Raw genomic sequence first — 20,812 nt, 5'->3', positions numbered from 1 at the left:
CTGAAAAAGAGAAATCTAAATTGCTTAGTCAGCCAGCAGGAGGACTTTGGTGCTTCTGGAACTCATTAAATTTTTGAAGAAACTCTTGAAACCGTTGGGTTTTGGGTTTTAGCTGCCCATCTTTTTCACCGAACATCTCTTCAATCATCTCCCAATTCTCTTTATACAGTGAGTCTCCCTGATCTAAAAGCTTCAAGAGATCCCAGGCATTAACATCCTGATACACTCCTTGCAAGAAAAGCTGTTGTGGATTTGGGCGGTAAGGGTGATTGAGAAGAAGATAAACTATTAGGTCAAGGCTTGGTTTAAGCTGGTTAAACTTCTTCATATCTATTTCGAGAGTGTCAAGCCTTCCTAAAATCTCTTGGAGATTTTTAACTTCTCCTGGAGGTCCTTGATCTCCTTGATCTCCTTGATCTCCTTTAGGTCCTGCATCTCCTTGATCTCCTTTCGGTCCTGCATCTCCTTTCGGTCCTTGAGCGATTGCACCACCAAGGCTTTTGAAAATTTTATCCTCTACATCTTTCAGCAACTTTAGGCGAGCTTTAAGTAAGTCGGAATTTGTACAATCAAAACCGGAACAGGCTATGTTAAAATCATCTAAAAGCCCGTCTTTCAGCACGTCCCCCCGCTTTGCATAGAAGTGCAAGTCATTTCCAGAAATAGCCAGAAATTGCGCTATTTGTCGGAACAGGTTGCAGTCTCCCTTCCTTAAAACTGCAGAGAGAGTTTCGAGGTAAGTTAGCAAAAACATCTGAATGACGAAACTGCCTGATTCTCCTCGGATACTAATCGCATCCCGAATCTCTGCCAGACGGGTATCAATATCTCCTAATCCTGCCACTTTTGGTTGGTTTTCCTGATCTGTTCCGCGCAAAAGTTCTTGTAATCCGACTGCATCAGTAGGTGGAGTCGCTGTCTTTTGAGTTATTTTCGAGAGATCTTTAACGAATTCTATCAATCTCTTCTCAGAAGTCGTATTCATAGAAATCATCCCCTAAATGATTGTTGTTTTCTACATCAATACAAGTAATTTAAGTATCAAGTTCCTCATGGCTTGATGATGGCTTTTCCTGTTATTTAAGGTATGCTAGGGTGCTGCTGGGCGTCGAGGCTCGCCGAGATTGTAAGCAATAGTGTCCACAGCCTCAGAAATATCCTCTAGTTGCGGAGGCATCTTATCAGCAATGTCACGCAGGCTTTCTTCGTAGTTACCGGGTAACTCAAATTTCACTTCAAGATCGATTTGGCTATCATCTTCGGGTTTCCCTAAAGCTCTCTGTAAAGCTCGATTAATTAGGCTATTCATGACATTAAATACTCCTGATACTGAGTGGTTATTGTTTGAATTATTCCATCGAACATTCCTAAATGGTATGCACGACGGAGCCATCGTTTGCACCAGATTTTCCCAACGACCTTCCATGTCTTTTTGAACTTGTAATTCTTGGCAAACTAAGTCTCTGATTGTTTTGTCATTGTCAGGAAGTGCTGCTAGTACCTGGTTGTCATTGCGTTCAAGGTTTCCAGAAGAAACATAAAGATCCTTGCGAATCTGCAAACAACTTTGATAAATGAGATGATTGAGGTACTGTTGGGAATTACCCTGTTCGCCAGGTAATAAACCGCCGTCATCCTCGGTCTCATTTTCTAGGAGACAGCGACCCCGCTGAAGCGTTCCTCCCGCGTTAGGCTGATTAGGAAATAGGAAAACATCCACGATGTAGCTATAGGCAACTGCCCGTTTTTCTGGCGATTTCTTCAGAGGATCGTTAGTATCTTGCGTCCCCACAGCATAGAGGTCGATCGCGCGATCAAGATCGTAAAGAATTTTATCGAGAACGATTTGGCAGAGAACTGTTTTAGAAGTACAGCCACATTGCAAATAGCAGTCCAGTTTATCCGCAAGCTGATTGCGCTCAATGATCAGCCGTAGCAGCCTTTCTTCAGCTTCATCGAAGGCGGACATCCCATACAGGCCATAGAACAAAATCGGCGGTCGGGCAATCCGCAGCAGCCGGAATCCACCGGATGGCTCAAAACCATCCACAAAAAGCTGCAAAGCTTCCAGAAAAGCAGTCAGAGGTGGAGCAGCAGGATAGATCAAGTTCTTCCCAACGATGACTAGGCGCCGCAGGCGTTCGACATCCAACTGTGCTGTTGCCCCTAATTGGCGCAAACCCGCGACACTACCCTGACCAGACCTTTGAATGAGCGCATCCATGACGCGACTTAACTCGCCTTCAACCAGGAGAGCGCGAAGATCGCCTTGTCCCTGTTCTTCCAACCGTTGGAAAAGCTGGCGGTAGGCATCGATCCCTCTGGGCCATTCGTTGGGAGCATAAGCCTCTTGAGTTGCCCCGACTAAATTCCGCAGGGCATAGATAACAGCATCCCGGCGCACTTGTAACTCGCTATAGGGAGCCTGTAAGAGATAACGACCGCCGAAGCCGACATTGGAGAGTGCTTCACCCATCATCACAAATAAGACGGAAGCCACTTCATCCAAACTCTGAGCGAACTTGCGATAGATGAGGCTCATGGTAGGAGTCAGCGCCCCAACCAGCCGCGCCAGGCGAGCATAATCCCCCAAGGTGCGACGGATGCCGAAGGTTTTATCCCGCTGTCTGGGATCGAGGGCAAAACGAGCCGAATTCACCCCTTCCTGAATGGCAGAACGAACTGCCATCGCCCAGCCTTCCAATTCTGGGGTCACGTCCTTGAGGATGGAGTTGGTGGTCAGTTCCTGCAAATCCCGCTCCACATCATTGATCGCTTGCTGCATTTCTGCATCGGAGGATGTGGGGGCTTGCTGCAGGGGCATCGGTGTACCAGAAGCCAAAAGAAAGGGAACTCCCTCCGCCTCCTTGTTGATGGCTAATGCTCTAGGATTGTTTTTATAGCGGTTTAGTAATGCCTCTGCTATCTGTTTGGCATCATTGGGATCGCTGACTTTTAATTCTCGCCGCAGAAGATTATCCAACGCCATACGAGAACTACTGTTCGGCATCAGGCCATTATTTTTGGCCATGGCACTACTATAATTAAACGGATTGCCAGATGAAGTGTTCATAATTTATCAGGGCAAGGAAAAAAGGTATTGGGGTTTTTTCAGTGATCAGTTATCCCCTATATTCCTAACTGTTCAGAGCAAAGCGGCTTGTATTTCTTTAAAACTGGGTGAAGATGGGGGAATAGGGGAGGTAAGATGATTAATAACCCGATTGGCTAACTGACGGGCGGGAATTTGACCAGTAGCGAGGGCATAACTAGCGGCACTGACCAGAAATCGCGGCGGTAAATCGGGGGGAACCCCTCCTTGGACTAATTGTCTAGCACCGGCTTGAATCGCTTTTTCATCATCTTCAGAAAAAGGGATAATATCCGCTAAGGCCTGTTGGGCGAGATTGCGACGGGTTTGATAGGCAATTTCATCCACCAGATGGGGAATCAATAATTCCGAGGTGGTTAACAGACGTGCCGGCAGACGGTGAAAACGATTAGGGTTATAGATTTGCTGCCAGACGCGACGTAAGCGATCGCCTTCTTGACCAAATCCCATCCGTCGCAACATTTCCGCTAAGACCAAAATCCTCAGATATGCCGTCGGGTGCGCTCCTCCGGGACGATAGGTAAGGGTACGGGGAGCGGGATGAGCCAGAAAAAGTGCCATTCCCCAGGCCGCGGCCGGACCGGCTAATAAAATCGCCGCTAAATCGGCAAAAACTTCCTTATGCCAGCGTCCGTAGATGCGAGTAATACTGGGGTCGCCACTGGTGCCGAGAATGCGACGGATCACCGCTTGACGATTTTCCTGCCAGATCCCCAGATCCGCTTGCAGATTGTGGGCTACTTCGTGGATAAAGACCGGTTGCCACGGATTATCTCGATCCCAAGGAATGCGGATAATCGGGAAGGGATTAGGTTCTCCCAAAAGACGAGTCAGCAAAACTCCACGACGCATAGTAGCGGGCGAGAAACCGTGTTCCATATAACACAAGGGTTTGAGCATCGGTGCGCGAAATAATCCCGGGGAGGACTCGCGAACGGCCCGATAACAATCGATCGCGATCAGATCATGGGCGGCGAGAGCGGCGGCAAAAGAGGAACCCCTTTGACTAAAAATTTCAAAAAATAGCCCAAAACTACGGCGAGCGCGGTCAATTTCCCGTTCTACCAGTGCTATATCGATTAAAACTCGCTCTATCGGTGACTCGTTCCACGTCCCTTGTAGATGCTGAAGACGACGCTGAATTTGCCGATCAATCTTAGCCAGACGTTGATTAGCTGCCCGAAAATGGTCGGGAGAGGGAGCGTAGGGTAAATCTTGGGGGCGAATCCCCACGGAAGCATAATTTACCCTGGCTAGACGACGCGCTCGCGCCGTTAGATCTAAAATTTTATTGTGTAGAAAAGCTCTCGTTCCCATACTGCCCCCATTGCGGTTGGTTGCCTAACTGCCTTGAATCCGAATCGTTACCGGTCCGCGCAGACGATAGCTATGGCTGCGGCCACAGGTGGGGCAAGGTCGTCCCCCGAGCATCGATTGCCGACCGGGGCGGGACGCGGTGGTGAGCGGACGGGCTAAACGGCGCACGGTGCTGGGACTTTGGGCGACTCGGGCGGCAGCACGACGCACGGCAGGGGCCACAGATCGGGCGGGTAAACCTCTTTGGGCAACGGTACGACTAACCCCCCGGACAATGCGAGGCATAGCTCTAGCGGCGGCCGAACCCTGACGATGGGCGAGGGTGCGTGTAGCTTGGCTAACACTACTGACCAATTGCCGGCGAGTTTGCCGGGGTAGTCGCGAGATATTGGGCATAGCGGTCCGCAGGGCAACGGCGGAAACAAAGGGAGCAGCCGCATCGATCGCATCTTCGGTCTCGGCCAGGTCAAATAAGTCCTCCAAAGCCTCAAACTCATCGGCCTCATCGGCTAAAAGTCTTCCGGCCACGTTGGCAATACGTCCGATTAATTGCGCTTGCGGTAGGGGAATCATACTGGCGATCGGTCCGACCACGCGGGCTACGGAACCAATTCCCCGGCCCACTCTTCCAGCAACTTGTCCGACTCTACGTCCCACGTTGCGAGCGCTGCGTCCCAAGCTTCGGAAAAACTCGTCCGTGTCCTCCTCGGCCAGGGCATCGGCCAGGGCATCCTCCAGGGCATCGAAACCAGAATCGTAGCCCTGTTCTCCCCAGTCTTCCATCTCGTCAAATCCCTGACCACTGCGGATTAAACCACCGATAAAGGCATCATCATCGGCTTCGGCCAGATCGTATTCCCCGAATTCATCCCCGGCATCGTAGCTATTGTAATGGTTGCCCCGTTGGGCAGGGCCTTCCACTTGATCGTAAAACAAGTCATCCATGACATCGGTTTCAAAGGCTTGGTACATGATTTTTCTCTCCTAATTGCAAGGGCAGAAATAGCTATAGGCGCGTGATCATAATTTCCACCGGTCCTTGTAGTCTTAGGCGCTGGGGCAGACCACCGCGACTGGGGCCGGGGCGAACAGAAGTTCTTCTCATTCCCGGGGCGGGACGGGATAACTGCCGTACTAAACGGGGTTGCGCCGCCACTCTCGCCCCGGTTTGTCGGATAGCTTGCGGTAAGCGACTGGGGGATAAACGACGACGAGCGGCGGTTTGTCCGACACTCTGAGCTATTGTCGGCAAAGCTCGCAGGGCAGCTGGTCCCTGACGGCGGACTAGATTTTGAGCCACTTGGGTGGTACTGCGAACGATCTGACGACGGAGAGGGCTACTAAGGGCGGCGCGGCGCAGCGCCGGTCTAACCATAGTGCGGGCTGCCATACCAGCTAGTACGGGTAAAGCCGCATCTAGCTCCTCATCAGCAAATAAATCAGCTAAGTCTTCTAGGGCATCCAATTCATCAAAGCCCTGGGCGGCATACTGTTGCAGCAGCGGCGCTATTTGCCCCAAAATACTGGCTAAGGGATTGGCAGCCCGTCCAGCACGTCCCGCCACTCGCTGCACTTGTCCCGCCACTCGCTGCACCTGTCCAGCTACTCGTCCGGCAGTTTTGACCGCCCGTCCCACCCCCCGGGCTACCCGGCCGGCAGTGGTGGCCCCCCGACGGGCTGCCCCCGCCACCCGGCTAATTCCTCCTAATAATTGTCGGAAAAATTCATCGCTGTCTTCCGCATCTAGGGCATCGGCAACGGCTTCTTCTAGGGCATCCCAATCATTGGCTTCGCTATCGATGAAGTAATCATCGCCGAAATCTTCCCCTAATTCTGCCTCGTATTCGTCTCCTCCCAGAAAGCCCTCTCCTCCCAGATCTTCCCATCCTAATTGCTCTTCGCCAAAACTATCTTCGGCCTCAAATCCTTCAAAACCTTCGCCTTCCATCCCGTCCCAAGCATCGAAGGCTCCCTCATCGCCAAAGGAGGAATTAGCGGCTAAATCCTCCATAACATCACTTTCAAAAGGCTGATCCATATAAGTACCTTCCTGAGCGCAAGTAGTCGCTAAAATGTCGATAAAATTAAGAACAATTTCGACTGAATTAGGTCTGACCTAACCTTGTCTGTCTTCTCGTATTCCACATCGAGAGCTAGAGCGAGATATTGCTAAGGAGTATTTTGCTATCTAGCTCTCTATTACTGTTTAGTATAGATTGTTCCTCTCCCTCTTACCAGTCACACGATCTAGGTCACTTATTTGGTGTAACTCATTTAAGGGACGTTGTAGTAATTTTCAATAGTCGTGACTGATATCTGCAAGTGCAATTCTTTTCTCAGAGCGAAATTGCGCCTGAGAATAATCAACTAAGTCTCTCATTACTTTGGCAAAATGATATTAGACTTCCTGTAAAAAATTTAAAAACCTCTGGTTGAGTCAGCATTGTCCGAGTCAGCCGTCAAAAGGAAAAAATACAGATCAAAGAGTTTTTGAACTGACAGAAACCTTATTTATCGGACAAAATGCCTGAATTTACTAAACCGAGAAGTCTCCTCTCTCCTGAATCGGTAAGAAGTCTTTGTTTTGAGTTGTCGGTCGTCAACACCAAATTAGGTTACACTTCATCGACCCGAAGGTTAATGCGGATGGAGGGACTCGAACCCACACATCAAAAAGATACTAGAACCTAAATCTAGCGCGTCTACCAATTCCGCCACATCCGCAAATATGTCAGCATACCTCATCATAGCATAAGATACTATAGGAAAGATAAAATTTTTTATTCTTAATAATTTTATGCTCTTAGGTTTTGTCTTTCAGTCCCCCGGCCCGATCCTCTGGGAGATCGGACCGATTTCGGTGCGCTGGTATGGATTTCTCATCGCTATGGCGGTATTATTGGGTGTCACCCTCTCCCAGTACCTCGCCCAAAAAAGAGCGATCGATCCCGATTTAATCGCTGATTTGGCCATTTGGTTAGTAGTGGGGGCTATACCTGCAGCCCGTCTGTACTATGTTCTCTTTCAGTGGCAAGAATACGCGCAAAATCCTGCCGATATTATCGCCATTTGGAAGGGAGGTATCGCTATTCACGGGGCAATTATCGGGGGTTTGCTGGCGGCCCTAATCTTTGCCCGCATTAATCGGGTTTCTCTTTGGCAATTACTCGATCTGGTGGCCCCTTCAGTTATTCTCGGTCAAGCGATTGGACGTTGGGGTAACTTTTTTAATTCGGAAGCTTTTGGCAGTCCGACTAATTTACCTTGGAAGTTGTTTATTCCTCCGGCTAGTCGTCCTTTAGAATATATCGCCGTCGATTATTTTCACCCCACCTTTCTCTACGAATCTCTCTGGAATATGGGAGTTTTTACCCTACTCATCTATCTATTTTTCTGGGGTTTAAAACACCCGGGTAAATTAAAAATTGGCACCCTTACCCTAGTCTATTTTATCGCCTACAGTCTAGGTAGATTCTGGATCGAGGGGCTACGCACCGATAGTTTAATGTTTGGGCCTCTAAAAATGGCGCAAATAATTAGTTTAGGAGCGATCGCTATCGGTATTTTCGGTTTATTCTGGTTATACAAACTGCAGCGTCCTTTACCTGATGTGGTGGCGACCGTCAGTTATAATCAAAAGTTACCCTAGCTAACCCTGACAATGGATCTAGTAACGATTTTTCAACAGGTTTTAAACGGTTTATCGATCGGTAGTGTCTATGCTATTTTTGCCCTCGGTTACACTTTGATTTTTTCCATTTTAGGGATTATCAATTTTGCCCATGGCGCAATTTTTACCCTCGGAGCCTATTTTACCTACGCTCTAGCGGGGGGAGTTTTCGGTTTTAATGGTTTATTGGCTAATGCCAAATTACCCTTTTCCCTGCCCTTTTTTTTGGCACTTTTGCTCGGCTGTATCCTTTCAGGTTTCACCTCGGTTCTTCTGGAAAGATTGGCCTTTAAACCTCTCCGGGTAAGGGGTTCCGATTCCCTCTTAACCTTGGTTTCTAGCCTAGGAGCAGCCGTGGTGATTGTCAATGTTATTCAATACTTGTTCGGGGCAGAAATTTATACTTTTCCCGATAGTATTTACGGCAATCTTCCCCCCGCAATTAATTTCGGTACAGCCGATCGCCCCGTGGCAATTCGCACAATTCAGATTATTATTTTTCTGGTTTCAGCAGTTATGGTGGCTTTGCTAACTTATTGGGTTAATTTCACCAAAATGGGCAAAGCTTTACAAGCGGTAGCTGAAGATGTCACCACGGCCAGTTTGTTGGGGATCAATCCCGAAAAATTTATCGTGATTACCTTTTTTATTAGTGGTGCCTTGGCAGGTTTAGCAGGAACTTTAGTCGGTTCTAGTGTTAGTATCGCTGGCCCCTATTTCGGTATTGCTTTCGGATTAAAAGGTTTAGGAGTGATTGTTTTAGGGGGATTGGGAAGTATCCCCGGAGCAGTAATCGGTGGTTTATTATTGGGTATTGCCGAAGCTTTTGTTCCCGCAGAATATTCCGGTTATCGAGAGGCGATCGCTTTTGCTATTCTCTTTATTATGTTGTTAGTTCGTCCCCAGGGTTTACTAGGCAGAAAGTTAATTCAAAAAGTCTAATTCGGTTTAATTGTCTGCGAGAAAAACTGTTTTTCCCGACAAAGAAGATTGATAGGCAGCATAGGCCACTTCTAGGGCATAAAGACTGGCTTGGGGAGTAACATAAAGAGGAGACCGATCGAACAGATAATCTAGCACCATGGCGGTATCTTTGGCAAAAAGACCGCGACGGGTTTCCACTTCTAAAGCTTGGCTACCTTCACTATTAATTAACTGCCCTGTTTCCCCTTCAAAAATTAAGCTGCCCCCCTCGCCATGAATAGTGAAAGTTCGCTCATTTTGCCAAAAAACTTCGCCTTTGCCGTAGGTAACTTCAGCAATTAAGCCATTTTTAAATAATAACTGCGCCTCACACAAACAGGCCAGAAAATAATCGGATTCCGGGGCATTCCAATAACGACAATGACAGGATACGGACTCCACTTCTCCAAATAAATTAGTAAAGCGATGGATACGAGAAAGGGCAGCGATCAAAGGAAAACCGAATAAATCCCGATGAAATGTCCAGCGCCGGGGTGCCGGTCTGCCGGGGGCGATCGTGGTATAACGGGCTAGGTGGATATTGCCGAGGCTGGCTAAATACTGCTGTTGGGTTTGATGCAGTCCCCCCAAAAGTTCAATATGTTCGACGTGCAGTAATTTGTTCTCGGTTTCGGCTAGGGTGATTAATTCTGCTGCCTCTTTCGGGTGGAAAGCTAGGGGATACTCGACGATAACGTGCTTACCGGATTTTAAGGCAGTACGGGCGATCGAGGCATGGGCCTGATTAACATTGGCAACGACAATCAGATCGAGATCGGGATGGCTGGCCAGGCTTACTGCCGAATCTAGGGCAGAAATTTGGTATTTTTGCGAGAAATTAGCGATCGATTCGGCACTATTACCGCTAACATACAAAAGCTGGGCGCGATCATCCGCTTGCAAGCTTTCAGCGCGACGTTGAGCGGCGAACCCTGTCCCAACTATACCAATTTTCAGGGGATGATTAGAAGTCATCGGGGGCATTCTGGCGACATTAATTATCGGGAAGTGGGGTGTGGGGTGTAGGGAGAATAAATAAAAATAATCTCCTGACTCCTGAATTCTGCCTTTCCTAGCTTTATCTTGGCAATTAACTGATCTATTATCTCAAAAATAGCACTCTAAAAGATGTGGGAGGGTGAATTCATTCATATTTTTAATGGGCAACGCCAATTTTTTGCTCCTGTTTAGGCCCCAGATCTTCTAAACCGCGATCGGTTGTCGGGGAGCATGACGACTAGGGGAAACCACCACGGGAGTTGGCGACACTGTACAGGTTAATTCTAGAGACTGTTCTAAACTAACCACCCGATTGAGTTGTTGCCATTCAGTACTAAAAGGAGGCATCGCTAGAGCGCAGGCTTTCCAATGAGCTTCGACGGGAACATCTAGTTGTTGACAAGTGCCACCGCGCCGACCTTGGGTTTGATAGTATCGGCAGTATCGACAGGAAGAGGTAAGAAAGTTTGCGGCTTGCATGGGTTGGCTTTAAAAGGAAGATGATTATAGGGAACTCAAGGGATGACTCTCTTTTCGCTCTGTGTAATATTGTCCTACCCTGTGCCAAGGGTATTTTCCTGACTACCACAGCTAGAACTGATATGCCATATAGTTTTTAGTGATCCCCAAAAAAAATTTTGTTTTTAGAATCTTTTAATAGTTACTTTGCAAAAAGCAGCACTGTCTCAAAACAGAGGAGTTAAACTCAGTTGTGGCCGAGGTTATTGGGTCTAGTATCAGCAATAACAGAACGGGGATCAAGCCTTAGCTCGATAGAATTGATGAATACAGGTTCAATTAAGACAGAAAAGATCGGCCTATTGATTCCTGACTCAAAACCACTCTTTCCACAAGACTATAAAAAAATTGCATCTTTTACCCCGCCCGACTGGGCAAAACAAAAAGCACAACATTGCCAACGCTCAAGCTCTCCGGAGGGAGTGGGAGACTGACAACGAGGGCAAATTGGCCAGGATCGGGTTCTATGACGTATTTTCTGGCTCCAAGTCTCTAAACCGTCCAGTGGCTGGGGATTTTCTGGCGGTTTTTCCGGGGTGACATAGCTAGGATGATCTCTGAGGGAATTAGGCGCGATCGCTTCTAGCGGAATTAACTGACTATCCTGCTGCCAACGGGCAGCAGAAAAGCGGATATCGCTCAAGGGAGTCTCTAACTGACTATTAAGCCGTTTTAATAAGCTATAGCGTTGTAAAGACAATTCCTGGGCTAAAGCGGCACTACTGGTAGCCACCGATAAAACCCCGCGATTGAGGGAAAAAGGCCGGGTTTGCTCCAGCAGACGGGGATTAATAATTTTTGGCCATAATTGCAGCACTTGATCATAGTGGCGATATTCTTCCCAACCCTCCTGTTGAGTAATAGCCGCCAAAATTTTGGCAAGAGAATGTAAAGACATAGGGAAAATCTAGAGAATACCACGTTAGACTAGGACGAAAAAACCTGCTAACTTTTCAGCATAACCTTATAATACCGTCATGAAATCCGATCGATCCCCATCCCCCCAAGATTCCCCTCTCTCGATCGTCCATCAACCCAGTTCAGCCATCGATCCCGCTCGGGAACCAGAATACCTAGAAGCTGCTGTCATTAACGTCTATCCCCAAGCTGAAGATCTCTTTTTTACCCCTTGGGGTATCCGGGCAATGGTGATCTTTTTAATTGCTAATAGTCTCCTCAGTCTCAATCAATGGTTAACCAATACTACCCCCACCCAGACGAAAACTGAGAATTCCCCCCTCGAGCAGCGCCAAAATAACTCCCGCCACCTCGATCGATTGATAGCGATCGCTCGCCCAGTACAGAAAACTCCTCAAACCAGTCCGATCGCTAATATTGCCGCTCCTCCCCTTAAAACTAGCCCGATAACTAACATTCCCGCCCCACCAGTGGTTCAGAGTCCCCCCACCGCTAGAAATCTGACTAATGCCCTCTTACCCCCGAATCCGCCACCGTCCCCAATGCCGGCCCATCAATTACCCGTCAGTAAGCTCAAGCAATCTTTACCCGTCGCCCCCCCGGACCCCAGCACCCCGCCCGTATCTTCCCTAGTTTCCGCACCACCACCGCCACCGCCCCAAGTCACCCCCGCCCCCTCGACCGCGATCATTAACGAACGAATGTTAGAGGAATTGCGCCAAAGAGAAGAATCCCCCGCTAATTTACCCTTTTTTCAACGGGAAAAAGCCCGTCGTCTGGCTAATCAAAACCGACAGGAGGCGGTGGAGTTAATGAAACAGTTACCGCCAGAATTACAAGCATCCCCTTCTCCCAGTAGTCCGGCACCTTCAGAAACAGCCAATCCCTCCCAGTCCCCCGTCCCTAGTTCTATCATTATTGATAGGAGCGGCACTTCGGTAAACTATTAGGGTTGGTATCGGGAGGACGGCAATGGGTTTGTTTGATCGCATGGGCCAAGCAATTCGCGCCCAAGTCAATAGTCTGATTCAGGAAAATCAAGATCCCGAAAAACTACTGGAAAAGGCGATCTTGGCGATGGAAGGGGAATTGATGCAAATGCGACAAGCCCTGGCGGCAGCCGTCGCTACCCAGAAACGTACCGAGCGCCAACGACAACAACAGGAAAAAGCGGCCCAAACTTGGCACGAACGCGCCCAATTAGCCCTACATCACGGTAACGAGGAACTCGCCCGCCAAGCTCTCAGCCAATGGCAAACCTATCAAAGTCAGATCGCCCCCCTACAAACCTCCCTGCAACAACAGACGGCTATTATACAAAAGTTAAAGAAAGAACTCTTGACAATTGAACGCAAATATGCTGAGATGAAAGCACAGAAAAGCCTTTATGTGGCCAGATTGCGATCGGCGAGTGCCAGTCAAAAAGCCCAAGAAATCATGGGCAGTTTGAACAGCAGTCAGATGGGGACTATTTTCGAGAAACTAGAAGCAAAAGTCTTAGAAGCCGAATCCCAAGCCGATTTAATCCAGTATAAAGACCCCTTAGAGCGACAATTCCAAGATTTGGAGGGACAAAAACAAATTGAAGCCGAATTACTCAAGTTAAAACAAGAAAACTTGGATGGGTGATGTGGGAAGTGGGGTGTAGGGTGTGGGGTGTGGGGTGTGGGGTGTAGGGTGTGGGGTGTGGGGAGAAAAAAGCTGTCTCCTGACTCTTGACTCCTAACTCCTATCCCCTATCCTAGCTCTCGTGGTTTATATTGGATAATAAGCCGTTAGGCAAGATAGGAAATTTTAAGAACAGTTAACTGATTTAGTACACACCGAGAGGAACAAGAGCGTCATGGGTTTATTCGATCGCCTTAGCCGAGTTGTCCGAGCTAACCTCAATGATATGGTGAGCAAGGCTGAAGATCCAGAAAAAATGCTGGAACAAGCTGTCAGTGATATGCAAGAGGATCTAGTACAGGTACGTCAAGCGGTCGCTAGAGCGATCGCCGAACAGCGACAAACGGAACAAAAATACAGCAAAGACCAGTCAGAAGCCAATAAATGGGAACAAAGAGCCAAATTAGCCCTTTCTAAAGGGGATGAAACTCTCGCCAGGGAAGCTCTTAAACGCAAGAAAGATTTCACGGAAACCGCCGCCATTCTCAAAAATCAACTGGATCAGCAAACGGTACAGGTAGAAAGTCTGAGAAAAAACTTGATTGCGCTCGAAAGTAAGATTTCTGAGGCAAAAACCAAGAAAAATATGTTAGTAGCTCGCTCCAGAGCCGCAAAAGCTAACGAAGAAATCCAAAAAACCCTCGGCAGTATCGATACCAGTAGTTCCATGTCCGCTTTTGAGCGCATGGAAGAAAAAGTTGTGCAGTTAGAAGCCAGTAGTCAAGCGATCGGTGAAATCACTGGTAGCGACATAGACCGTCAATTCATTGCACTAGAATCGGGTAGCGATGTGGAGGATGAATTGGCAATGCTGAAAGCACAAATGTCCGGGGGAGCATTACCCCCCAGCACAACTTCTAGTCAACCCACTTTACCCCAAGCAACCACCGTCAGGGATTCGGCAGTGGATGCAGAATTAGAGGAATTGCGATCGAAGTTAAAAGAACTGTAAAACTTTGAGAGCGTCGAGACGTACTATCTACGGTACGTCTCTATTTATTAATTTTGTTGTTGAGATAGGGAATATTAATTGCTAGTCATAAAGAAAAAACATCCCCCATCTTTTGCGGGTAAAGTGGCGATCAACTGTCATTGATCGCCCCTAACCTGAATTTTCACTCGCTTAAGGGTTTGGTTGATCTGGGTCAGAAAGTCGGTGTTTGTTGGCTTCTTCAATGGCTCTCCTTACTTTTTCTCCTCTTCTTTCCGCTTCTTTTACCTGTTGCTCTAATTCTGGAAAGCTATTTTGAGAAGAAATGCTGATAACATTTCGACCTGCTTCTACGGCTAAAAATCCCAGTCCCAAAATCAAGGCAATTCGGACGATAATGCTGTCAATTTTTCGTTTTTCGTTGTCGTTCATAGTTTTAGGCAAATTCTAAAGTATTGACTAAAAATTTAATCAGAGCAATCTTTTCTGGATCGGGCAATTGAGCGGCGACTCGGAATAATATCCGCTGCTTTTGCCTTCTCTAATTCTAAAACCGATTCTACATCTTCTAATTGGGCGGTTAATTCTGCGAGGCTAATATTCAAAAATTTAGCAATTTTGCTAATATTCTTGCGTTTTGGGCAAGAATACCTGCGAAAACAGGTTCCCAATGCCTGAGTCGGTAGAGCCATCGCTCTGGCTAATTCCGATCTGAAAGAGTGGTTAGCTGCGTTGGTACGGCTAAAAGCACAAATGTTACTGGGTAACACTGCCCATCCACCCACCGTCAGGGATTCAGCAGTAGATGCAGAATTAGCGGAATTGCGATCGAAGTTAAAAGAACTGTAAAACTTTGAGATTGTCGAGACCTATTACAGCCTTTCTCATCAATATGAAGTATAACCTAAATTGGTATCTACGACTGAAAACTGACTACTGTTAAACTTTCCAGCGTTTCCCAGAACAAAAACTTTGTACCTCATCATTAGAAAAAAAAATCCCAAACAATGGTGCTCAAAACCCTTTAATTCTGAAGATAATCCTAAGATTCAGCCCGAAAAAGAGCCAGAAAGGTGAGGATAGCTAGGATGGAAGTGAAAAGCAATTTTGACTCGAAATTATCCCAAGGGATCGATCGCATTTAACGAAACCCTTACCCTAACAGCATAGGACAAGAGAAGGACTTATTAAGGAGAAACCCAGCCATGAAAATCGGCGTAATCAAAGAAAGTGACCAAGGCGAGGCGCGGGTGGCGCTAGTGCCGGATACCGTCGCCCGTTTAGTCAAGGCGGGATTTGAGGTAATTGTCCAAAATGGGGCGGGAATTAGCGCTAACTTTGCCGATAGTGCCTATAGTGCCGTGGGAGCCGCCCTGAGCGAAAACAGCGAATATATCTATGAAACTGCCGATGTTATTCTCAAAGTCGTCCCTCCTAGCGATAGCGAGATCGATCGCCTGAAAAATGGTGGTATTCTCATCGGCTTTCTCGATCCCCTGCGGCAACCCCGGCGCATTGCCAAATTAGCCGAGCGCGGGATCACCGCTTTGAGCATGGAATTAATTCCCCGCAGTAGTCGCGCCCAGAGCATGGATGCCCTCTCCTCTCAGGCTAACCTCGCCGGTTACAAAGCGGTACTCCTCGCCGCCGTTGGGCTGCCGAAAATGTTCCCGATGATGACTACCGCCGCCGGGACGATCGCCCCCGCCAAAGTGCTGGTATTGGGGGCAGGAGTTGCCGGATTGCAAGCTTGCGCTACCGCCCGCCGTTTGGGGGCAGTGGTGGAGGCTTTTGATATTCGTCCGCAAGTCAAAGAAGAAGTGCAGAGTGTCGGGGCGAAATTTATTGAAATGCCCCTAGAAGAAGATACCGTCGCCGATAACGGTTACGCCAAAGAGGTTTCTCTTAGCACACAGGAGCGCATTTGTCAAGCCCTAACGGAACCAATTAAGCGGGCTGATGTGGTGATCACCACCGCCCAAGTACCGGGGAAACAGGCCCCGCTGCTAGTCACCAAAGAAATGATCGCCACCATGAAACCGGGGTCGGTAATCGTTGATTTAGCGGCGGAACAGGGCGGAAATTGCGCCTACACCCAACCGGGACGAGAAATCATCGTTAATGGGGTAAAAATCGTCGGAGCCGTTAATCTTCCTGCCACAGTGGCCACCAATGCCAGCCAGATGTACGCCAAAAACCTGCAAATGCTGCTACAGCTTCTAGTCAGCAAAGAGGGCAGTTTAAACCTCGATTTTGCCGATGACATCATTGATAGTGCCTGTGTCACCCACGCCGGCGAAATCCGCAACCAACGCATTAAATCCGCCCTCAGTGAACAGTTATCCGCTTTTTAGCTATCAGGATTCAGGAGTCAGTATTCAGTATTCAGGAGGCAGTATTCTCCCCACACCCCACACCCCACACCCCACACCCCACACCCCACTTCCCCAATCCCCAAACCCTATCCCCTATTTCTTTAACCAATGACTGCCCAACTTTTAACCGCTTTAGTGGTATTTGTCCTCGCTTCCTTTGTCGGTTTCGAGGTGATCAATAAAGTTCCTCCCACTCTCCATACACCCCTGATGTCGGGAGCGAATGCAATTTCAGGTATCGCCGTTGTCGGTGCGCTCCTCATCGCCGGAGGCACGGATTGGCACGAATTAACCGTAATTTTAGGGTTAATTGCCGTTATTTTGGCGATGGTTAACGTGGTCGGTGGTTTTGTCGTTACCGATCGAATGCTGCAAATGTTCAAGAAAAAAGAGGCTAAATCATGAATAATGCCCTTATCACAGGGATCGAGTTGTCCTATCTACTTGCCGCCATCTTATTTATCATCGGTCTTAAACAATTATCTTCCCCCGCTACCGCCCGTCAAGGTAATTTTCTGGCTGCGATCGGGATGCTAATCGCCATTATTGCCACCTTAATCAATCAAGAAATCCTCAGCTATGGTTTAATCGCCGTGGCGTTGGTGATTGGCTCGATTATCGGCTTAGTTTCGGCGCAAAAAGTCCCGATGACAGCTATGCCCCAAATGGTGGGGATTTTTAACGGTTTAGGCGGTGCTGCCAGCGCTTTAATTGCCATTGGCGAATACTGGCGTTTACTGCAAAGTGGTGAAAATATTGCCTTTGACTCGATACTGATCGCTATTTTGGGTGTATTGATCGGTGGTGTCACTTTTACCGGTAGTGTCCTCGCTTTTGCCAAATTACAGGAATTAATCAGTGGCGCCCCCGTAACTTTTCCTTTCCAACAACCCTTTAACATTCTCTTGCTACTCACCTTTTTAGGGGGTAGTGTCTATCTCTTTTTCGATCCCACCTCGATCGATGTTTTCCTGACCTTGGTGGCACTTTCCCTAATTTTCGGGGCTTTATTCGTGCTTCCCATCGGCGGCGGCGATATGCCCGTGGTTATCTCGCTCTTAAACTCTTTTTCGGGACTTGCCGCCAGCGTAGTCGGTTTTATCCTGATGAATAGTATGCTGATCATCGCCGGTGCTTTGGTGGGTGCGTCGGGGATTATCCTGACTCAGATCATGTGTAAAGCCATGAATCGATCGCTGGCTAGTGTACTATTTGGGGCATTTGGTACAGGTGCTAGTGCCGGAGGCGAAGCCAGCGCCACTTCTAGCCTTGATAAATCGGTTCATGCGATCGATTCAGAAGAAGGGGCAATGATGCTCGGTTATGCGCGTTCTGTGGTGATTGTACCCGGTTACGGCATGGCGGTGGCCCAAGCACAACACGCAGTGCGAGAATTGGCTGAACAGTTGGAAAAAAATGGCGTTGAGGTTAAATATGCTATTCACCCCGTGGCGGGAAGAATGCCCGGTCACATGAATGTATTACTGGCCGAAGCTAATGTTCCCTATCCGCAACTCTACGATATGGATGATATTAATCCTGAGTTTGAGCGTGTCGATGTGGCCTTAATTATTGGGGCGAATGATGTGGTTAATCCCGCTGCCCGTCACGATAAGGCTAGTCCGATTTATGGAATGCCAATCCTCGACGTGGATAAGGCACAGCACACGATCGTGATTAAGCGCAGTATGCGATCGGGTTTTGCCGGGGTAGAAAACGAATTATTCTACAATCCCAAAACCTTTATGCTCTTTGGTAGCGCTCAAGATGTGGTAGCACAATTAGTATCACAAGTCAAGGATTTGTCATAATTCTTGACAAATAGGACGGGGTGAAAACCCCGTCTTTTTTTTTATCTGATTTTCCAGAGTTTAAAGATAATCCAGAACCAATTCCCCTTTGCTCACTTTTTCGGTAATTAAAGTTCTGACTAACTCTAATTCTTCTAGGGTCACTTTACCATCAGACCTCATAGCTAGGGCGATTCTTTCCCTTTCCCCTTGAGTGATCACGCCATCAACACTAGCCTGTTCGATAATAGCCCGCAACTTTTCTAGTTCCTGTTGTTCTTCTGCGGTTAATTCTGCTTGATTAGGACGAGATATTTCCATAAAAATTTCTCCTTGAGTGATCAACACAAACTTGATAATTTTTTTCTAAGTAGTAGAACCCATGGCAGTTATCCCCAGTCAGCATCAGCAATCAGGGACAATGATTTTAGCAAGAGCTAGACCTTGATTCTTGGCAGGGAGCCACTAAACCTGAATAGATGATCGATGATAACTGATAGAGCTTACAGTATAGTGATTAATAGAAGCAATTTGCAAAGAATTATCGAGATAAAGAATGGATATTCGATCGACTGACACCTCGCTCCTTACTTGGACAGGAGATACTTTAGCCCTAGGTTTACCAGAAGGAGCCATCGAGATTGCAGGAGAATTGGCAGAATTAAACGATAAACTAGGGGGAAACCTAGGGGATCTCATCTCCGAGACGGAATTCGAAGGAAAATTAGGCAGCAGTGCGGCGACTCGTCTAGGTGGTGGAGGTCCGATTCGCAAATTAATCCTGGTGGGATTGGGAAAAACTGCCGATTTCGACCTGCAAACCCTGCGTCTAGCGGCCGCCGCCATCGCTCGTCTGGCCAAACAACAAAAAAGCCAAGCTCTGGCCATCAGTTTACCAGTAGTTGGCGATCAGTCCGCCACTGCCGGAGCAATTACGGAAGGGCTGCTGCTGGCCACTCATCAGGATACCCGCTTCAAGTCCACTAAGGAGGAAAAAGGAGCCAAATTAGAAACCGTCGAGTTATTGGGTTTAGGAGAGCAAGCATCGGCGATCGCCAAAGCCGAGCAAATCTGTTCCGGGGTGATTCTGGCCAGAGAATTAGTCAATGCTCCCGCTAACACCGTCACCCCCCTGACCATGGCAGACACCGCCGAGCAAATTGCCGCCGAATACGGATTAAGTCTCAAAATTCTGGAACAGGAAGAATGCGAAAGCTTGGGCATGGGAGCCTTCCTAGGAGTGGCCAAAGCCTCGGATATTCCCCCGAAATTCCTTCATTTAATCTATAAACCCCAAGGAACCCCGAAACGTAAACTAGCAATCGTCGGCAAAAGCTTAACCTTTGATTCCGGCGGTTTGAATATTAAAGGGGCCGGCAGTGGCATCGAAACCATGAAAATGGATATGGGGGGTGGTGCCGCCACCCTAGGCGCAGCCAAGGCGATCGCCCAATTACAGCCAGAAGTGGAAGTACACTTTATCTGTCCAGCTACAGAAAATATGATTAGTGGTCGCGCTATGCACCCTGGGGACATTTTAACCGCTTCTAATGGCAAAACTATTGAAGTCAATAACACCGATGCCGAGGGACGATTAACCCTGGCCGATGGCTTGGTTTTTGCGGAAAAATTAGAGGTGGATGCGATCGTAGATCTAGCCACTTTAACCGGGGCCTGTGTCATCGCTTTGGGGGACGATATCGCCGGTTTATGGAGTAGCGATGAGGGTCTCACTGTTCAACTCCAAGAGGCCGCTAAATTAGCCGGCGAAAAATTCTGGCCAATGCCCCTAGAAGAAAAATATTTCGAGGGGATGAAGTCTCAAATTGCCGATATGAAAAACACCGGCCCGCGCCCCGGCGGTTCCATTACAGCCGCTTTATTTTTGAAGCAATTCATTAATAATACTCCCTGGCTCCACCTAGATATCGCAGGACCGGTCTGGTCCGATAAAGAAAATGGCGTTAATAATTCCGGGGCCACCGGTTTTCCCGTCCGCACTCTAGTTAATTGGGTAATGGCCAATAATTAAGTTATCGGTGATCGGTAAGCGGTATTAGGTGAGGAGTATTTTCACTGTTTACTGTTTACCGATCCCTGAAAAATCTGCCCCACCCCTCACCCCTATCTCAAGGTCGCGAGAGGACTCCCGTTAAACTGCGTAGCGGTTAACAGGAGATGAATCGCGACCAGAATGAAACTAACGCAGTAGCCTTTCCACTTTTGGGGAGTTTTGGTTCTCGACGTATTTTTTTAGTTGTTCGACAGTAACGTCGCCACAACTAGCCACGAAATAAGCTCCCGCCCAAAAATAAGGTTTATTGTCGAAATACTTTGCCGCCAAATCCGGAAATTCTTGTCTAATTAAGCGACTACTAACTGTTTTAAGGTTAGCGATTAGTTTGGTCTATGATTGTAATTAGTTGATATACTAGGCAGTAAGTGTTACAATTTAACTATACATCACATCACGAAACTAACGACAGTGATAACGCTTACCTACCAGTACAAACTAAAGGTAAACAAGAAACAGGAACGAGAGATTGTCCA

General features: G+C 47.8%; 21 protein-coding genes, 1 tRNA gene and 1 pseudogene. 10 read left to right on the top strand and 13 right to left on the bottom strand.

Annotation, left to right across the window (positions count from 1 at the left end; translation table 11 throughout):
* Positions 1–28: 28 nt before the first annotated feature.
* The 6 genes from O9300_RS01190 to O9300_RS01165 form a co-directional block, all read right to left on the bottom strand.
* Positions 29–985 carry a hypothetical protein gene (locus O9300_RS01190; RefSeq protein ID WP_287969558.1) on the bottom strand — a complete coding sequence of 319 codons (957 nt, stop codon included), beginning with the start codon at positions 983–985 and terminating at the stop codon, positions 29–31.
* Between the two features lie 105 nt (positions 986–1,090).
* Positions 1,091–3,073, bottom strand: coding sequence for a hypothetical protein (locus O9300_RS01185; RefSeq protein WP_287969556.1), 1,983 nt, complete (start codon positions 3,071–3,073; stop codon positions 1,091–1,093).
* 72 nt (positions 3,074–3,145) lie between these two features.
* Positions 3,146–4,429: a hypothetical protein gene (locus O9300_RS01180; protein WP_287969555.1), complete on the bottom strand. Its 1,284-nt coding sequence runs from the start codon at positions 4,427–4,429 to the stop codon at positions 3,146–3,148.
* 24 nt (positions 4,430–4,453) lie between these two features.
* Positions 4,454–5,401: a hypothetical protein gene (locus O9300_RS01175; RefSeq protein ID WP_287969553.1), complete on the bottom strand. Its 948-nt coding sequence runs from the start codon at positions 5,399–5,401 to the stop codon at positions 4,454–4,456.
* 34 nt (positions 5,402–5,435) lie between these two features.
* On the bottom strand, positions 5,436–6,467 hold the full coding sequence (locus O9300_RS01170) for a hypothetical protein (protein ID WP_287969551.1): 1,032 nt from the start codon (positions 6,465–6,467) through the stop codon (positions 5,436–5,438).
* A gap of 603 nt (positions 6,468–7,070) precedes the next feature.
* Positions 7,071–7,153, bottom strand: a tRNA-Leu gene (locus tag O9300_RS01165).
* Between the two features lie 73 nt (positions 7,154–7,226).
* On the opposite strand from O9300_RS01165, the gene lgt reads away from it, so the two are divergent.
* Both lgt and O9300_RS01155 read left to right on the top strand, forming a co-directional pair.
* Positions 7,227–8,078: a prolipoprotein diacylglyceryl transferase gene (lgt, locus tag O9300_RS01160; RefSeq protein ID WP_287733336.1), complete on the top strand. Its 852-nt coding sequence runs from the start codon at positions 7,227–7,229 to the stop codon at positions 8,076–8,078.
* A 12-nt stretch (positions 8,079–8,090) separates the two neighbouring features.
* Positions 8,091–9,041, top strand: coding sequence for a branched-chain amino acid ABC transporter permease (locus tag O9300_RS01155; protein ID WP_287700435.1), 951 nt, complete (start codon positions 8,091–8,093; stop codon positions 9,039–9,041).
* 6 nt (positions 9,042–9,047) lie between these two features.
* On the opposite strand, the gene O9300_RS01150 is transcribed toward O9300_RS01155, so the two are convergent.
* The 3 genes from O9300_RS01150 to O9300_RS01140 form a co-directional block, all read right to left on the bottom strand.
* Positions 9,048–10,046: a Gfo/Idh/MocA family protein gene (locus tag O9300_RS01150; protein ID WP_287969549.1), complete on the bottom strand. Its 999-nt coding sequence runs from the start codon at positions 10,044–10,046 to the stop codon at positions 9,048–9,050.
* Between the two features lie 219 nt (positions 10,047–10,265).
* Positions 10,266–10,541: a hypothetical protein gene (locus O9300_RS01145; protein WP_045356513.1), complete on the bottom strand. Its 276-nt coding sequence runs from the start codon at positions 10,539–10,541 to the stop codon at positions 10,266–10,268.
* Between the two features lie 376 nt (positions 10,542–10,917).
* Positions 10,918–11,478 carry a DciA family protein gene (locus O9300_RS01140; RefSeq protein WP_287969547.1) on the bottom strand — a complete coding sequence of 187 codons (561 nt, stop codon included), beginning with the start codon at positions 11,476–11,478 and terminating at the stop codon, positions 10,918–10,920.
* A gap of 79 nt (positions 11,479–11,557) precedes the next feature.
* Between O9300_RS01140 and O9300_RS01135 the strand changes: the two genes are divergently transcribed.
* From O9300_RS01135 to O9300_RS01125, 3 genes are all read left to right on the top strand, one after another.
* Entirely contained in the window at positions 11,558–12,448 is an 891-nt protein-coding gene (locus O9300_RS01135) for a hypothetical protein (protein WP_287969545.1), read from the top strand.
* Between the two features lie 22 nt (positions 12,449–12,470).
* Positions 12,471–13,127, top strand: coding sequence for a PspA/IM30 family protein (locus O9300_RS01130; RefSeq protein ID WP_002782332.1), 657 nt, complete (start codon positions 12,471–12,473; stop codon positions 13,125–13,127).
* 214 nt (positions 13,128–13,341) lie between these two features.
* On the top strand, positions 13,342–14,118 hold the full coding sequence (locus O9300_RS01125) for a PspA/IM30 family protein (protein WP_287969542.1): 777 nt from the start codon (positions 13,342–13,344) through the stop codon (positions 14,116–14,118).
* Positions 14,119–14,289: 171 nt separating this feature from the next.
* On the opposite strand, the gene O9300_RS01120 is transcribed toward O9300_RS01125, so the two are convergent.
* Positions 14,290–14,529, bottom strand: a complete 240-nt coding sequence (locus O9300_RS01120; protein WP_287969540.1) for a hypothetical protein — start codon at positions 14,527–14,529, stop codon at positions 14,290–14,292.
* Positions 14,530–14,564: 35 nt separating this feature from the next.
* Positions 14,565–14,789: a hypothetical protein gene (locus O9300_RS01115; RefSeq protein ID WP_149985510.1), complete on the bottom strand. Its 225-nt coding sequence runs from the start codon at positions 14,787–14,789 to the stop codon at positions 14,565–14,567.
* Positions 14,790–15,302: 513 nt separating this feature from the next.
* Here O9300_RS01115 and O9300_RS01110 point away from each other — a divergent pair.
* The 4 genes from O9300_RS01110 to O9300_RS01095 are packed head-to-tail and all read left to right on the top strand — an operon-like array spanning position 15,303 to position 18,283.
* The gene (locus tag O9300_RS01110) at positions 15,303–16,451 is read left to right on the top strand and encodes a Re/Si-specific NAD(P)(+) transhydrogenase subunit alpha (RefSeq protein WP_287969539.1); all 1,149 of its coding nucleotides are present in this window, start codon (positions 15,303–15,305) and stop codon (positions 16,449–16,451) included.
* Positions 16,429–16,584, top strand: a complete 156-nt coding sequence (locus tag O9300_RS01105) for a hypothetical protein (protein WP_287969537.1) — start codon at positions 16,429–16,431, stop codon at positions 16,582–16,584. Before O9300_RS01110 ends, O9300_RS01105 begins: the two co-directional genes overlap by 23 nt.
* Positions 16,581–16,877, top strand: a complete 297-nt coding sequence (locus O9300_RS01100; protein WP_002733247.1) for an NAD(P) transhydrogenase subunit alpha part 2 — start codon at positions 16,581–16,583, stop codon at positions 16,875–16,877. Before O9300_RS01105 ends, O9300_RS01100 begins: the two co-directional genes overlap by 4 nt.
* Entirely contained in the window at positions 16,874–18,283 is a 1,410-nt protein-coding gene (locus tag O9300_RS01095) for an NAD(P)(+) transhydrogenase (Re/Si-specific) subunit beta (protein WP_061431468.1), read from the top strand. The genes O9300_RS01100 and O9300_RS01095 overlap by 4 nt, the downstream gene beginning before the upstream one ends.
* A gap of 60 nt (positions 18,284–18,343) precedes the next feature.
* Here the strand turns inward: O9300_RS01095 and O9300_RS01090 are convergent, their stop codons facing one another.
* Positions 18,344–18,583 (bottom strand): hypothetical protein, encoded by a 240-nt coding sequence (locus tag O9300_RS01090; protein ID WP_002757689.1) that lies wholly within the window; start codon positions 18,581–18,583, stop codon positions 18,344–18,346.
* Positions 18,584–18,818: 235 nt separating this feature from the next.
* On the opposite strand from O9300_RS01090, the gene O9300_RS01085 reads away from it, so the two are divergent.
* Complete coding sequence (locus O9300_RS01085) at positions 18,819–20,294, top strand: leucyl aminopeptidase (RefSeq protein ID WP_287969534.1); 1,476 nt, start codon at positions 18,819–18,821, stop codon at positions 20,292–20,294.
* A gap of 168 nt (positions 20,295–20,462) precedes the next feature.
* On the opposite strand, the pseudogene O9300_RS01080 reads toward O9300_RS01085, so the two are convergent.
* Positions 20,463–20,669: pseudogene (locus O9300_RS01080) on the bottom strand (IS200/IS605 family transposase); the annotation flags it as partial.
* Between the last annotated feature and the right edge of the window lie 143 nt (positions 20,670–20,812).

The sequence above is a fragment of the Microcystis sp. LE19-195.1E genome, assembly GCF_027532095.1.
GTDB classification, from domain to species: domain Bacteria; phylum Cyanobacteriota; class Cyanobacteriia; order Cyanobacteriales; family Microcystaceae; genus Microcystis; species Microcystis aeruginosa.
This window is presented reverse-complemented; position numbering and strand designations above follow the sequence as displayed.